Raw genomic sequence first — 13,701 nt, 5'->3', positions numbered from 1 at the left:
GGACTGCACAATGGCGTTCAACAAAGAATCCGAATTTGAAGAAGCCCTCATCAAGGTGCTCACCACGCAATACGGATGGGAAGCGGCAGTCATCAAAAACCCCACAGAGCAGCAGCTTATCGAAAACTGGGCTGGCATTCTCTTTAACAACAACCGCAGTGTCGACCGCCTCAACAACCAGCCGCTCACACCGGGCGAGATGCAGCAGATCATCGAGCAGATACATACCCTCAATACTCCGCTCAATCTCAACGGCTTTATTAACGGCAAGACCGTAGCAATCATACGCGACAACCCGGATGACGAAGCCCATTTTGGCACGGAAGTTTCGCTCAAGATCTATGACAGGCAAGAGATTGCCGCAGGCCAGAGCCGCTACCAGATAGTGCAGCAGCCCAAGTTTCCCACGCACGGCATTTTGAACGACCGGCGGGGCGACATCATGCTGCTCATCAACGGCATGCCGCTTATCCATCTTGAGCTGAAAAAGAGCGGCGTTTCCGTTATGCAGGCCGCCAACCAGATTGAAAAATATTCCCGCGAGGGTGTGTTTAGCGGGCTGTTTTCGCTGGTGCAGATTTTTGTGGCAATGGAGCCAGCAGAAGCCCTGTATTTTGCCAACCCCGGCAGAGACGGCAAGTTTAACCCCGATTTCTACTTCCACTGGGCAAATACCAACAACGAGCCTATCAACAACTGGAAGGAAGTGGCAGAAAAGCTGCTCTCCATACCCATGGCGCATCAGCTTATCGGGTTTTACACCGTGCCGGACGACTCGGACGGCATCCTCAAAGTCATGCGCAGCTACCAGTACTACGCTGCAAGCGCAATCTCTGACCGCGTAGCAAACACAAAGTGGGGAGAAAAAAACCAGCGCGGCGGCTACATCTGGCACACCACTGGCTCCGGCAAAACCATGACAAGCTTCAAGTCTGCCCAGCTCATTGCCAACTCCAAGGATGCCGACAAGGTTATCTTTCTTATTGACCGCATCGAGCTTGGCACGCAGTCGCTCAAAGAATACCAGGGCTTTGCCGATGACAACGACGAGGTGCAGGCCACAGAAAGCACGCACGCACTTGTCGCCAAATTAATAAGCACGGCCTCTGCCGATACGCTCATCGTCACTTCCATACAAAAAATGAGCAACATCAGGCAAGAAAACGGCATGAACGCCGCAGACATCAAACAGATGGCCGACAAGCGCATAGTCTTTATCGTGGATGAGGCGCACCGCTCCACCTTTGGCGACATGCTGCATGACGTGAAGCAGAACTTTGCCAACGCAATATTTTTTGGTTTTACCGGCACGCCCATACACATCGAAAACCAGATCAAGGGCAGCACAACAGCCGACGTTTTTGGCAACGAGCTGCACAGATACAGCATTGCCGACGGCATACGCGATGAAAACGTGCTGGGATTTGACCCCTACAAGGTGCTCACATACAGGGACAAGGACGTGCGCAAGGCTGTTGCGCTCGATGAGGCAAAGGCCGCCACAGAACAAGAAGCCATTGCCGACCCGCACAAGAGCAAAATCTACTACAGATTCATGAATGACGTTGCCATGGCCGGGCACGTTGACAAGACCGGCAAATATGTGAAGGGCATTGAAGACTACCTTCCCAAAAGCCAGTACACCCGCGACGAACACACAGAACAGGTTGTTGCAGATATTCTTGATAACTGGGTGATGCTCTCGCACGCGGGCAAATTCCACGCCCTGTTTGCCACAAGCAGCATACCAGAGGCCATTGCCTATTACCGGCTTTTCAAAAAGAAAAAGCCGGAGCTGAAAATCACGGCGCTCTTTGATCCGCATATCGACAACGGCGACGGTGCCACAACGGCGTTCAAGGAAGCCGGACTGGTGGAAATCATCACCGACTACAACGCCCGCTACAACCAGACCTTTGAGCTTGGAACACACGCCAGATTCAAAAAGGACATAGCAGCGCGCCTTGCCCACAAAGCGCCCCACCAGCGCATAAAGGCAAGCGAGCAGATTGACCTGCTTATTGTTGTTGATCAGATGCTCACGGGCTTTGATTCCAAATGGATAAACACGCTCTACATGGACAAGAAGCTGGAATACCAGAACATCATTCAGGCATTCTCGCGCACCAACCGCCTGTTTGGGCATGACAAACCGTTTGGAACCATACGCTACTACCGCATGCCGCACACCATGGAGCGGAATATTGCAGAGGCCGTTAAGCTCTATTCTGGCGACAAGCCTATTGGCCTGTTTGTGCAGAAGCTTCAGACAAATCTCGAAACCATGAACAACCTGTTTGCCCGCATCAAACAGGTGTTTGTTGATGCCGGTGTGCCGGATTTCACCAAAAATCCGTCAGACAAAAGTGCTTGCGGCAAGTTCGCCGCTCTCTTCAAAGAATTCAATGCGGTTCTTGAGGCAGCCAGAATTCAGGGTTTCACCTGGAGCAAGCGGGAGTACACCTTTCAGAGCAAACCGGGGGCAAAAAAGACCATCATCAAGACCGTTTTTGACGAGAACGACTATCGTGTGTTCGCGCAACGCTATAAGGAGTTGTTTGCCGGTGGCGGTGGAGACGGCGGTAGCGAGGGTGGCGAAGAAATCCCTTATGCCCTTGACGGACACCTGACCGAGATTGATACCGGGAAAATTGATGCCGACTACATGAACTCGCGTTTCGATAAGTATCTAAGGGCGTTGCAGGCAAAAGAAGAAGTGGAGCAGGTCAAAAGCGACCTGCACAAAACCTTTGCCCTGCTGACCCAGGAAGAACAGAAATACGCGGGTATCTTTTTGCGCGACATAGAACGCGGCGATGTTATTGTAGAAGACGGCAAGACCCTGCGCGACTATATTACCGAGTATCAGGCAAGGGCAAAAGCCGACCAGATTCACCACGTAGCGGTTGCGTTTGGCCTGGACGAGGCAAAGCTCAGGGACATGATGAGCCTTAAGCTGACAGAAGCAAATATCAACGAATACGGCCGCTTTGATGCGCTGAAAGCAACGGTTGACATGGAAAAGGCCCGTACTTTTTTTGCTGCCCAGCAAGGGGCAGACGTTAGCCTGTTTAAGGCACTCAGCCTGCTTGATGGATTTTTGCGCAGGTTCCTGCTCGAAGGCGGCTTTGATATAGAGTAGCACAGATAAAAGGCATATGAACTAAAGGGGCTTGCTTATGCCCCTGAATTTAAATGGAGATTCGTATGAAAGATATTCGACAAAAGGCCAAAGAACTTATGCGGGGAGCTTGCCGGCTTTGCTCAATTTGCGACGGGCGAGTGTGCGCTGGTGAAGTACCGGGCATGGGTGGCCTGGGCAGTGGCACTGCTTTTAAAAATAATGTTAAGGCCTTGGCCGAAATCGCGTTGAACATGCGCCTCATTCACACTGCCAGCGCTCCCGAGACCTCCTGTAGCCACCTTGGGATGAACCTGGATATGCCGGTGGTGGCCGCGCCCATTGGCGGCATGTTCAATTTCAATGACGCCGTAACTGAAGAAACATATGCCGAAGCTGTGGTTGAAGGCTGTAAGAACGCAGGAATTATCGGTTGCACCGGCGATGGCGTACCCCCAATAATTACTCAAGCTGCTTTTGCTGCCATTACGGCAGCCAAAGGGCACGGCATTTCTTTCATCAAGCCCTGGGAGAGTGACGAGCTTGATGAAAAGCTCGACCGTTCTTTTGCCAGCGGTTGCAAGATAGTAGGCATGGATATTGATGCCGCGGGACTGATTACCCTGCGCAAAATGGGGCACCCGGTTGGCCCCAAGTCTCCCAAGGAACTGGCCGCGATTGTTGAAAAAGTTCATACGGCCGGTTGCAAGTTCATCTTAAAGGGTATTATGACGGTTGCGGACGCTGAGGAAGCCGTGACGGCCGGGGTAGACTGTATTGTGGTCTCCAATCATGGTGGCCGTGTGATGGAGTATGCCCCGGGTACGGCACGGGTGCTGCCCGCGATTGCCAGGGCGGTTAAAGGCCAGGTAACAATCATGGTGGACGGCGGCGTGCGCAGCGGGGCTGATGTTTTCAAAATGCTGGCGCTTGGGGCCGACCTTGTGGGAATTGGCCGCCCTATTGTTTGGGCTGCAATTGGTGGAGGCACTGAGGGCGTGAGCAAGTATATTGCCCAGGTCAAGGGCGAACTTGTGCAGACTATGGTGCTGACAGGCTGCAAGAATATTGCCGCAATTAATGAAGATGTTTTATTTGCTTAGGGCGGATAACCTGAGAGAATATCTTAAAATCTGGCCTCTACGCTTAAACGTCTTTCAGCCTGTGCAAACGCTAGAAATTCGCTTTTCCTCTTTTTATGAGTGGATGTGACCTTCCCTCCGAAAGGATGCCATCGACCTATCAGCGCCTCTGACACAGAGAGCAAAAGTTGAAAGGTCGTGTTACTCATCAGTTTTCAAGAATATATTACTCTTACAAGAACACCAGAGTAATGCTTCAAATCAACCTGAAAGCCCTGTTCGGCCACAAGCCGGACGGGGCTTTATCATTTTGCTATCGAAGGAGGATGTTCATATGAACCAATACCAATCAGCAAGTATTACTGATTTGGCTAAGGCCCTGCTCAACGTGCAGCGAACCGTGCAACCGGTTACAAAAGACGCTGAGAATCCCTTCACCAAAAGCTGGTACGCCAGCCTCAACAGCGTCATGGATGCCTGCCGTGATGCGCTTATCGAAAATGGCATTTGGCTGTGCCAATATCCTGTGCCTGTGGAACAGCCTAACTCCTTAGGGCTGGTTACCAAGCTGACCCATGCAGAGTCTGGCCAGTGGCAAAGCTCCCTTGCAGTTGTTCCTCTGCCTAAGGCTGACCCGCAGGGTATGGGATCTGCGATAACCTATGCCCGCCGCTACGCTCTAACCGCCATGTTGGGCATGGTCACGGAAGATGACGACGGTGAAGGGGCAAGAACTAGCCGAAAAACGCCCTCACGTCCGAAATTGCCCGTAAACGCCACTGAGGCACGAAAAGCGGCTTCGGGCGGCACTAACGTCGCGAATAGTTCTCCAACCACTTCAAATCGACCGGCAGCAGGCCTTGAAAATCTTCCTCCACTGGAGGGCATTACCTACCAGCAGGTCACGGCCCAAGACGGGCGGCCCTGCATCATTGCCACCGGCAACACTCAGGCCAAGAAGGAACTGCTCACAGGCGCGGGCTTTCGTTGGAATACGCAACGCAAACTGTGGTGGAAATATGTTGATGCCGCATAACCAAAAACAAAACACCGAGTGAAAGGGCTGCCTGATGGCGGCCCTCTCGCTTTTATGGAGACTAAACCATGGAACAGAACCGCACGGAAGGATTGCGAGCATTAATCAGACAGGGGCTGCAAGCGGTCTCTCAGCAAAGTACCGCCGCTCATCTGGGCGACAGATCCACGTATGTGGGCATGAGCGACATCGGCCAACACTGGGAATGCCCACGGGCTGCGCTGGCCAGAAAAGTAATACCCAACACAAACAGCCTGGAGCGTCTGCTTACTTTGCAACGCGGTCACTGGTTCGAATCCGGGGTTGGGCAGGCTCTGGCATCGCTGGGCCTGCATGTATTGCCCCAGCTTGAGATCAACTGGCAGCATCAGGGCGTACCCATCAAAGCCCATCTTGATTTTGTTCTGGTCTGGGGCGCTCCCGTTAATGCCATTCGCATTCTGGAAGTGAAAAGCACAGACAAGCTGCCAGACACCCCGCACGATTCCCATCTGCTGCAACTGCACGGGCAAATCGGCCTTTTGGTAAAAGCATGGAACAAGCCCGTTTTCAGTCTTCGTGCTGAGGACGGCACGATTCTGCATGACAAAATGACTTTCCCACAACTTTGCCGTGTTCAACTTGGCATTCAGCTGCCCGCAACTGCTGCCGAGGCAAGTATGGAAGCGTGGTTGCTCTGCCTTTCCATGAAAGAGGTTAAAGCATTCGGCCCCTATGGCTTCAATCAGGCCATGCTCGATATGGCCCTTGACCATGCGGCACAACTCTGGGGCGACCTCACGGCCCACCGTGCCGGGAATTTGTCCCTTTCACAGGTAACCTGCGCCCAAGGTTTTTACCCAATCTGTTCCTACTGCGAATATAATGGCGATTGCCCCAAATTCCCACAGGGAGTGCAGATGCCGCAATGGGAACCGGCACTTGAAAAGCTGGCGGCCCTCAAGGAACAGCGCACGGCTTTGGATAACGAAATCAAAGAAATGGAGACGGTGCTTAAGCTGGTTCACCGGCAGTCTGGCACACGAGATTGGGTAGACACGGGAAACTACCGATTCCGCATGTCAGTGGCAGCAGGGCGCAGCACGCTTAATCGCGAAGCCCTACATGAAGAACTGACTGCCATCTTCCGCTTTGACGGCTTGGGTAACATTGACGTAGATGCCTTGCTTGCCCGCTGCGAGCGCGTTGGCTCTCCTTTCGAAAAATTAAGTATTTCACCTATAAACTGAATCTGGAGAAACAAACTCACAGAGCGCGATAACGCAAGGAGGATAAGCTGAGAACCACGTAGCTTGACAAATAATTTGCAAGACGTATCCTTTAATCACGGATTCTTTACTCTAGCGAAAAAAGGAGGCCGCGATGCTTGCCAAACTTACCTCTAAGAATCAGCTTACGCTTCCAAAGGCCATTGTGCAGCAGATTGACCAGCCCGAATATTTCGATGTGTCGCTGGAAGATGGTCGCATAGTCCTCACGCCCATGCAGGTACGGCCAGTTGACGCCGTACGCAACAAACTAGCGGCTCTTGGCATCAGTGAGCAGGATGTAACGGATGCTGTCCAGTGGGGGCGTAGAGCATAGCTATGGCCCCTCGTGTAGTTTTAGACACAAACTGCCTTGTTTCCGCGCTTATTTTCTCAAAGGGAAGAATAGCTGAGCTCCGTCAAATATGGCAGACTGAAGGAATCATCCCTGTAGTTTGTCGTGAAACCGTCACTGAATTGATCAGGGTGTTAAGTTACCCAAAGTTCAAGCTGGAACCCCAAGAAATTGAGAGTTTGCTCGCTGAATTTCTGCCCTGGGCTGAGACTTTCCCACTTGAAATTCCTCTTGAAGAAGTTTCAGAACTTCGTGACAGGGATGATGCAGTCTTCATTCATTTAGCAAAAGCAGCCAATGCCGCTTTTCTAGTGTCTGGGGATAAACACTTATTAGAACTGCGGCATATATTTCCAGAACTGCAAATAACAACCCCCGCAGAGCTTTTAAGGCATATTTCAAAACATAACTAACAGTCATTATAATAAATTTACAGGAAGGCGTACCCATGAGGGTGCGCCTTTCTGTTTTTGGAGGCAATAATGAAAGGCACGAATATTTCTGAACTTGACTCTCTTCAGCCCACCGACCTTAATGCCGGTCAAGTTTTCAGCGGCAAGCCCTCTGGCACCACGGTCAGGGGCTATGCCGTTCCTTCGGCCTACACCCCGGCAATTGATCACGACTATATCTTCCATGAGTCGAGCCGCGACATGGTGGTCTGGTTCGTAAATCTTCAAGGGGCACAGGGGGCACATGAACCGCTCTATGTCTTCGGCCCCACAGGTTGTGGCAAAACAAGTTGCATCAAACAACTGGCAGCCAGGCTCAATTACCCAGTCTTTGAGGTCACCGGGCACGGCAGGCTGGAATTCGCCGATCTGGTGGGGCACCTGACGGTCAAAGACGGCAATATGAACTTTGAATATGGCCCTCTTGCCCTTGCCATGCGGTATGGGGCAGTTCTGCTGCTTAATGAGATCGACTTAACCTCACCAGAAATAGCCGCTGGCCTGAACAGCGTTTTGGACGGCTCCCCCCTGTGCATTGCAGAAAATGGGGGTGAAATTATCCAGCCGCACCCCATGTTCCGTTTCGTGGCCACGGCCAATACCAATGGCGCTGGCGATGACACGGGCCTGTACCAAGGCACACAACGCCAGAACCTCGCGTGGCTAGACCGCTTCACTATCTGCGAAGTGGGCTACCCGACTGCGGATGTGGAAAAAAGCTTGCTTGCCCGGCGCTTCCCCTCTCTGCCCGAAGCGCTCCGTGCCACCATGGTGGAGTATGCCAACGAGGTGCGCAAATTGTTCATGGGTGAGGCATCAACCGGCAACCTCACCAACACCATAGAAGTCACCTTCTCCACGCGCAGCCTGCTGCGCTGGGGGGATCTGACCGTGCGCTTCCAGCCTCTGGCCCACCAGGGCATACAGCCTGTCACCTATGCCCTCGACCGTGCCCTGGCCTACCGCGCCAGCCGCGAAACCCGCGCCATGCTGCACGAACTGGCCCAGCGCATGTTCCCGCAACAGATGGAAACTGAAGCCCCAAAAACAGAAACGGCTGACACTGAAAATCTGCAAGGAGATCAGGCCCTACGGTTCATGCGGGGCCAGCTGCACCACACAACTACGGTAGCTACCCCCCGCGTCCATCTGGAGGTAGTTCATAATCTTTCTGGCAAAAAGCAGGACGGCAAGTTCTGGATAGGCGAGGCCCGCCCCGAAGGTCTTATGCTCCATTGGGGTAAGCCGAATACTGTTGGGCAACAACACTTTATTCCCGCTGAAAATTGTGCGGGCAACAATTCCGTCCTGGAGCTTGAAACCCGTGCAATCAAAAAACTCACTGAAGGTTACACCCTCAACATTACAAAAAGTTCATTTTAGGAGGCTGTTATGACACCGACTGTTTCTGACATTCGTATTTTGGACAATTTGCTGGCCCTCAACCTCAACGTCAGCCTATGGTCAGCCCGCCGCAAGATGAGCCAGGAAGACCTGGGCGGTGCGGAACTGCCGCCCGAAGACCTGGCATCTCTTGGCTCCAAGCGCATTGCCGACCCGGAAAATCTCAAGGTGTTCGGCACACTCAAGGCTCGCGCCTTCAACTATCTTGACAGGCACGGCGTGCGCTTCATGTCCGGCTGGGCCATTCCTGAAGAAAAAGCCGGTGAAATAGTGCAGGAGCTTTGCAACATCCGCAACGACTTTCAGAAAGAAAAAGAGGCCTTTCTGGCAGGCTATGATCAGAATGTGCAGGGCTGGATAGAAAAGCATCATCAATGGGGCGAGATTATCCGTAACTCCATTGTGGGGCCGGACTATGTGCGTGCCCGCATGGACTTCCGTTGGCAGTTGTACAAGGTATCCCCGCTGGCGCAACATATAGATAACACAGCCGTGCTGGAAGCCGGTCTGGCAGAAGAAGTGCAGGGTCTGGGCGGCACGCTCTTTGACGAAGTAGCTAAGTCTGCAAACGATATATGGCGCAGGGTTTACCATGGCAAGACGGAAGTGACTCACAAGGCGCTCTCGCCGCTGCGCACCCTGCATGCCAAGCTTACAGGCTTGTCTTTCGTAGAGCCGCATGTGGCCCCGGTGGCTGACATCGTACAAGCTGCTCTGCTTCGCATGCCCAAAAAGGGCAACATCACCGGCACAGACCTGCTGCTGTTGCAAGGGCTGGTCTGCCTGCTCAAGGACAGCGTGGCTCTTGTGGCCCATGCCCAGAAGGTTATTGAAGGCTATGGCCCAGCCTTTGTTCTGGATGCGTTGCTGGCCGGTCCAACGTGCGTATCCGAGCCGGATGATCCTGCTGGACGGGTGGACAGCACCGTGGATGGAGAAATGGACGATGAACCCATCCTGCCTGAGATTCCCGTGGGTGACAGCCCGTTGCCTCATCCTGCCATCCCCAGCCTGGGCCTGTGGTGACGCCATGGTACGCACAAAAGACGTTCTCAACTGCTTGCCCCTGCTGGCGTCCATCCTTGGCGACCGCTATGGTGTGCAGGTACGTATTGGCGGCAAGGAGGCCTGCACCAACGGTAAAGTTATCCATCTGCCATCGTTGCCGATGGATTGCGAACCGGAATTGCTGGCATTGGCAAGGTCGTTTGTCGATCATGAATCCGGCCATATCCGGCATACGGACTTTGTAGTATTGAAGGCTGCCAACCTTGATCCTGTGACCTTCAACCTCTTTAACTGCCTGGAGGATTGGCGCATCGAGAAAAAGCTGTCAGGCATTTTTCCTGGCTGCCGACAAAATCTGAACTGGCTGATACGACGGTTCTTTGTGGAAGAGGCACAGCCAAGGGCCGGGGGGGATCCTCCGCCCCTTGCTGTTTTGGACTATGTGCTGTTGACGGTGCGGGCATGGGATGTGGAAGATGTCAACTCGGCCCGCACGGCAGCGGCAGAGGTGCTACGCCAGCACTTTCCCGGCCTGAGGGAAGTGCTGGATGCCATCCTGCTCAAGGTTTACATCCACTGCCCGGACACGGCTGCAGCCATTGCCTATGCACGTCAATTGGCACAGGGTATCCGGCAGTGGGAACCGCAACAGCAACAAAAGAAAACCAGAGGAAATGGAGCTGATCACACTGATTTTGCCCCTCAATCAGATCAGGATATTTCGTCTGATTGTGCATCTCAAACGCAGATGCCTATATCTCCCAGCAAGGCCAAAGCCCAGCTTACAGCCCTGTTCCATGCCGAAGCCCAAGACCTGCCTCAAAACCTGGGGGAGCTTCTTTCAACGGCACTTGTTCTTTGTCAGGCAGAATCGGCTTTTGAGAACGTTACGGTGGCGGTCGAAGGATTTCGGCAGTCAAGCGCATTACCGGAGGGGCAAAAGCTGCAAGCCCTTCAGGCCAGTATTGCCTTGCGAACCCGCCTCCAAGGACTTTTACAGGCACAGACACAAAAACGATGCAGCATCGGTCGGCGCGGGGCCTTACATCCCGGCTCGCTCCATCGGCTACAGACGGGAAATCCACGGATCTTCCGCAGGGAGGTGGAACAGACTGGCCTCAACACTGCTGTGCATATCCTGCTGGACGTCAGCGGCAGTATGAGCGGCGCGCCCATCGTTCTGGCAAGACAGGCGTGCTTTGCTGTGGCAAAAGCGCTGGAAAATATCAAAGGCGTAAACCCTGCGGTCACGGCTTTTCCTGCGATGGCTTCCACAAGTTCTGTCTTCCCCATCATGCGGCATGGTCAAAAGGTGCCGGACAGCTTTGACATCAATGCTTCAGGCGGAACCCCGCTGGCTGCGGCTTTGTGGTGGGTTATGCAGACAATGCTGTTCCTCAGGGAGCAACGAAAAATAATTCTCATCATCACTGACGGGGTGCCCGATAGCACGCACGCAGCAATCCATGCTGTGACCGTAGCGCAAAATCTTGGTTTTGAGATGTATGGCCTTGGGATACATGACGAGCACATAGTCAAACTGCTGCCACAGACCAGCCGGGTCATCAACGATTTGCCTGACTTGGCTCCCACTATATTTGACCTGCTTCAGGACGCTCTGCTGAAAGGATGGGCATCATGATGGTGCCACTGGACTTTTGCCGCTGGAGCCCGGCACGGCCCATTTCAACCATTATCAACTTCAACCGACAGCGCATCCCGCGCTACTGATACCCAAGGAGGCTATATGAACCCACTGGCATGGATACCTGTTGCCATTGCTGTGCTGCAAGTCATCAAGGAAAACTGGGACGACTAAGCTATTCAAAACGGCAGACGAACAGTGGGCGGGAGCGATCCCGCCTTCTGCAATTTCACAACTGAAAAGGAGAATAACCATGAGTAGTAAATGGACATTTATAGGCGGCATACTGGCTGGAATCGCAGGGGTATTCACTGCGGCGGCGGTAGCGGTGGAGCTGGAAGACCGTAAAAGTGGCAACGGCGATGCCGTGGAAGAATCGGAACAACCGGCTCTGCCTGAGAATGAAGGCAGGTAGAGAGCTACAGATATGTTGTAGGGCGGGGAGACGAGGATACCCCCGCTTCCCTGCCCTTACGATGCTTGTATTTTTTTCAACCGAAGAGTGTTGTGTTGCAGGTCAAGTCTTCCACTTCTATTCTCCAAAGGTGATCTTTGAAATGAGTTCTTCATAGATTTGCTTTATTGAAAACTTATCTCCATATTGCCTGCCTGCCAAATTTTGAATCTCATGCCCAAATACCTGTCTAAACATGTCAGTATGCATATTTCTGATTTTGAAAAAATTTGAGAACGAATGGCGGAGCGAATGGAAACTTTTTCCATCAACAATATTCTTTTCTTTCAGAAGTAACCCGAATGCTTTTCCTACTTGCTTCCCATATTTAGGTGATTTTTCAGTTTTATTTAACAATGGGAACAGTCTGATTTCTTTTCCTTTGATCATTGCATCACGATAAGCAATAAGGCCCAAAGCTTTCAATTTCTCATGGATTGGTATCTTTCGTTTTGCATTTTTTGTCTTTAATATTTTATCGCATAAACCATCAGTGCTGTCTTCTCGAATATCAATCAAAAATATACCATTTTCTTCATAGATATCCTCGCAGTGAAGCTGACATATTTCTTCAAGCCGCATCCCAGTATAGAGCGCTATCAATGGAGCCCAATAATAGGCGGGATTTTTATAGGCGTCTGGCTTATAATCACCATTAAAGAATATCAATTTTATATCATCATCGGAGAGGGGGAGTCTCTTTTCTATGTCCTGCTGTGTATCTTTAAGTCCAAGTCCTTGCGCAGGATTACGCTCAATCAAATTCTCACGCATAGCCCAAGTAAACATTCCTGAAACAGCTTCAACAATTAGATTGATGCTTTTTATACTCAAGGGGGCTTTATTTTTGTATTTTTCAATGAACTCTTTTATAGAAAGCCCAGATTTATCTAATTGTTTTCGCCATTGCGGAGGAAGTTTTTGAAGCGTGTCTCTAAAACTACGCATATCCTGTCTGGTAATAGAATTTATTGGTTTGTTACCAATGATCCTTAAGAGACTTGTAACTCTGTTCTTATGATCTGAAAGGGAATGTTTAGCCCATGCACCGTCTTTAACTTTTATTACGTGATAGAGATTTATAAGTTCATCAAGATTGAGATATTTTTCTTCTATCTTACTTATAGATTGTTGATAATGTATATATTCTGCTTGATGGTAGGGCTGTTCATAAGAAAAATCTCCTCGTAGTCTTGCTGCCCTGATTTTTTGAAGGCTAATTTGCATAGCAAGATAACTTCTGGTGAGTCCATCTACATTATCGCGTGAAACTTCTGAGATATCAAACGCTCCGCTCTTAACAAGATCAAAGACGCAACGTTGAACATCTGTGTCGAAATTATCTCCAGTGTTGAGATTATGAAGCAAATTTGAAGCAATTTTATCATTCGATTCCGCTAAATCAACTTTTTCAAAATTGCCATCCCCATCTCCAACAATAATTTCATCAGGAGGGATAGGTTCGACTGCTTCCTGATCAAGTTGATACTTTAAATACCCATTCAGCCGTTTACGTATATCAGAAGGGCTCAACTCAATTTTTCCAGGCGCATCAAGGATGTTATTTAACTCGGTTTGGAGAAACTTACGAAGATCGGCAAGCCTCTTCTTATTTTCAGCAAAATCATTAGGTTCTTCCATCGGCCAGCGCTCCAAAGATATCGCCGTCACAGCATGCAGACGGGCAGCTATGCGCGACGCCTGAGATTGATAGGCAGTCCGCAGACTGATTCGGATTTCCTTCGTTGAGCCTCCCGTAACGAATCGCTTGGGAAGCTTATAGCGATAGTAGAAAATCCTTCCCTTCAGGTAAAGGAAGGCTGGAGGTTGGGCAGGGGATTGGCGGCGTGCTGCTGTAAGATTGGCGGGCATAATTGTGGCTCCTGTGACCCTGCGA

The 13,701-nt window shown here is 51.3% G+C and carries 10 protein-coding genes and 1 pseudogene; 10 read left to right on the top strand and 1 reads right to left on the bottom strand.

The genetic code is table 11. The annotated features are described in order from the left end of the window. Positions 1 to 10: 10 nt before the first annotated feature. From ACZ5DH_RS05720 to ACZ5DH_RS05675, 10 genes and pseudogenes are all read left to right on the top strand, one after another. The gene (locus ACZ5DH_RS05720; protein ID WP_464256126.1) at positions 11 to 3,142 is read left to right on the top strand and encodes a type I restriction endonuclease subunit R, EcoR124 family; all 3,132 of its coding nucleotides are present in this window, start codon (positions 11 to 13) and stop codon (positions 3,140 to 3,142) included. Between the two features lie 65 nt (positions 3,143 to 3,207). Continuing rightward, the gene (locus ACZ5DH_RS05715) at positions 3,208 to 4,224 is read left to right on the top strand and encodes an alpha-hydroxy-acid oxidizing protein (protein ID WP_464256125.1); all 1,017 of its coding nucleotides are present in this window, start codon (positions 3,208 to 3,210) and stop codon (positions 4,222 to 4,224) included. Between the two features lie 313 nt (positions 4,225 to 4,537). After that, positions 4,538 to 5,239, top strand: coding sequence for an ERF family protein (locus ACZ5DH_RS05710; protein WP_464256124.1), 702 nt, complete (start codon positions 4,538 to 4,540; stop codon positions 5,237 to 5,239). A 68-nt stretch (positions 5,240 to 5,307) separates the two neighbouring features. Next, complete coding sequence (locus tag ACZ5DH_RS05705; RefSeq protein ID WP_464256123.1) at positions 5,308 to 6,468, top strand: hypothetical protein; 1,161 nt, start codon at positions 5,308 to 5,310, stop codon at positions 6,466 to 6,468. A gap of 133 nt (positions 6,469 to 6,601) precedes the next feature. After that, positions 6,602 to 6,823, top strand: a complete 222-nt coding sequence (locus ACZ5DH_RS05700; RefSeq protein ID WP_096152631.1) for an AbrB/MazE/SpoVT family DNA-binding domain-containing protein — start codon at positions 6,602 to 6,604, stop codon at positions 6,821 to 6,823. A gap of 2 nt (positions 6,824 to 6,825) precedes the next feature. Beyond that, on the top strand, positions 6,826 to 7,254 hold the full coding sequence (locus ACZ5DH_RS05695) for a putative toxin-antitoxin system toxin component, PIN family (RefSeq protein WP_209819096.1): 429 nt from the start codon (positions 6,826 to 6,828) through the stop codon (positions 7,252 to 7,254). Positions 7,255 to 7,323: 69 nt separating this feature from the next. Next, positions 7,324 to 8,328, top strand: a pseudogene (locus ACZ5DH_RS05690) (AAA family ATPase); the annotation flags it as partial. Positions 8,329 to 8,685: 357 nt separating this feature from the next. Beyond that, the gene (locus ACZ5DH_RS05685; RefSeq protein ID WP_464256122.1) at positions 8,686 to 9,723 is read left to right on the top strand and encodes a DUF3150 domain-containing protein; all 1,038 of its coding nucleotides are present in this window, start codon (positions 8,686 to 8,688) and stop codon (positions 9,721 to 9,723) included. Continuing rightward, positions 9,605 to 11,347 carry a cobaltochelatase CobT-related protein gene (locus ACZ5DH_RS05680; protein WP_464256512.1) on the top strand — a complete coding sequence of 581 codons (1,743 nt, stop codon included), beginning with the start codon at positions 9,605 to 9,607 and terminating at the stop codon, positions 11,345 to 11,347. Before ACZ5DH_RS05685 ends, ACZ5DH_RS05680 begins: the two co-directional genes overlap by 119 nt. A 256-nt stretch (positions 11,348 to 11,603) precedes the next feature. Further along, positions 11,604 to 11,765, top strand: coding sequence for a hypothetical protein (locus ACZ5DH_RS05675; protein ID WP_464256121.1), 162 nt, complete (start codon positions 11,604 to 11,606; stop codon positions 11,763 to 11,765). A 117-nt stretch (positions 11,766 to 11,882) separates the two neighbouring features. Here ACZ5DH_RS05675 and ACZ5DH_RS05670 read toward each other — a convergent pair whose 3' ends face one another. Beyond that, positions 11,883 to 13,676, bottom strand: coding sequence for a tyrosine-type recombinase/integrase (locus ACZ5DH_RS05670; RefSeq protein ID WP_464256120.1), 1,794 nt, complete (start codon positions 13,674 to 13,676; stop codon positions 11,883 to 11,885). Between the last annotated feature and the right edge of the window lie 25 nt (positions 13,677 to 13,701).

This window comes from Desulfovibrio simplex (assembly GCF_055387835.1).
Note: the sequence above shows the minus strand (reverse complement) of the source record. Positions and strands in the feature narration are given on the sequence as shown.

Excerpts from the sequence above, each read along its gene's own strand:
- ACZ5DH_RS05720 (WP_464256126.1), top strand. The coding sequence starts at position 11 with ATGGCGTTCAACAAAGAATCCGAATTTGAAGAAGCCCTCATCAAGGTG.
- ACZ5DH_RS05715 (WP_464256125.1), top strand. The coding sequence starts at position 3,208 with ATGAAAGATATTCGACAAAAGGCCAAAGAACTTATGCGGGGAGCTTGC.
- ACZ5DH_RS05710 (WP_464256124.1), top strand. The coding sequence starts at position 4,538 with ATGAACCAATACCAATCAGCAAGTATTACTGATTTGGCTAAGGCCCTG.
- ACZ5DH_RS05705 (WP_464256123.1), top strand. The coding sequence starts at position 5,308 with ATGGAACAGAACCGCACGGAAGGATTGCGAGCATTAATCAGACAGGGG.
- ACZ5DH_RS05700 (WP_096152631.1), top strand. The coding sequence starts at position 6,602 with ATGCTTGCCAAACTTACCTCTAAGAATCAGCTTACGCTTCCAAAGGCC.
- ACZ5DH_RS05695 (WP_209819096.1), top strand. The coding sequence starts at position 6,826 with ATGGCCCCTCGTGTAGTTTTAGACACAAACTGCCTTGTTTCCGCGCTT.
- ACZ5DH_RS05685 (WP_464256122.1), top strand. The coding sequence starts at position 8,686 with ATGACACCGACTGTTTCTGACATTCGTATTTTGGACAATTTGCTGGCC.
- ACZ5DH_RS05675 (WP_464256121.1), top strand. The coding sequence starts at position 11,604 with ATGAGTAGTAAATGGACATTTATAGGCGGCATACTGGCTGGAATCGCA.
- ACZ5DH_RS05670 (WP_464256120.1), bottom strand. The coding sequence starts at position 13,676 with ATGCCCGCCAATCTTACAGCAGCACGCCGCCAATCCCCTGCCCAACCT.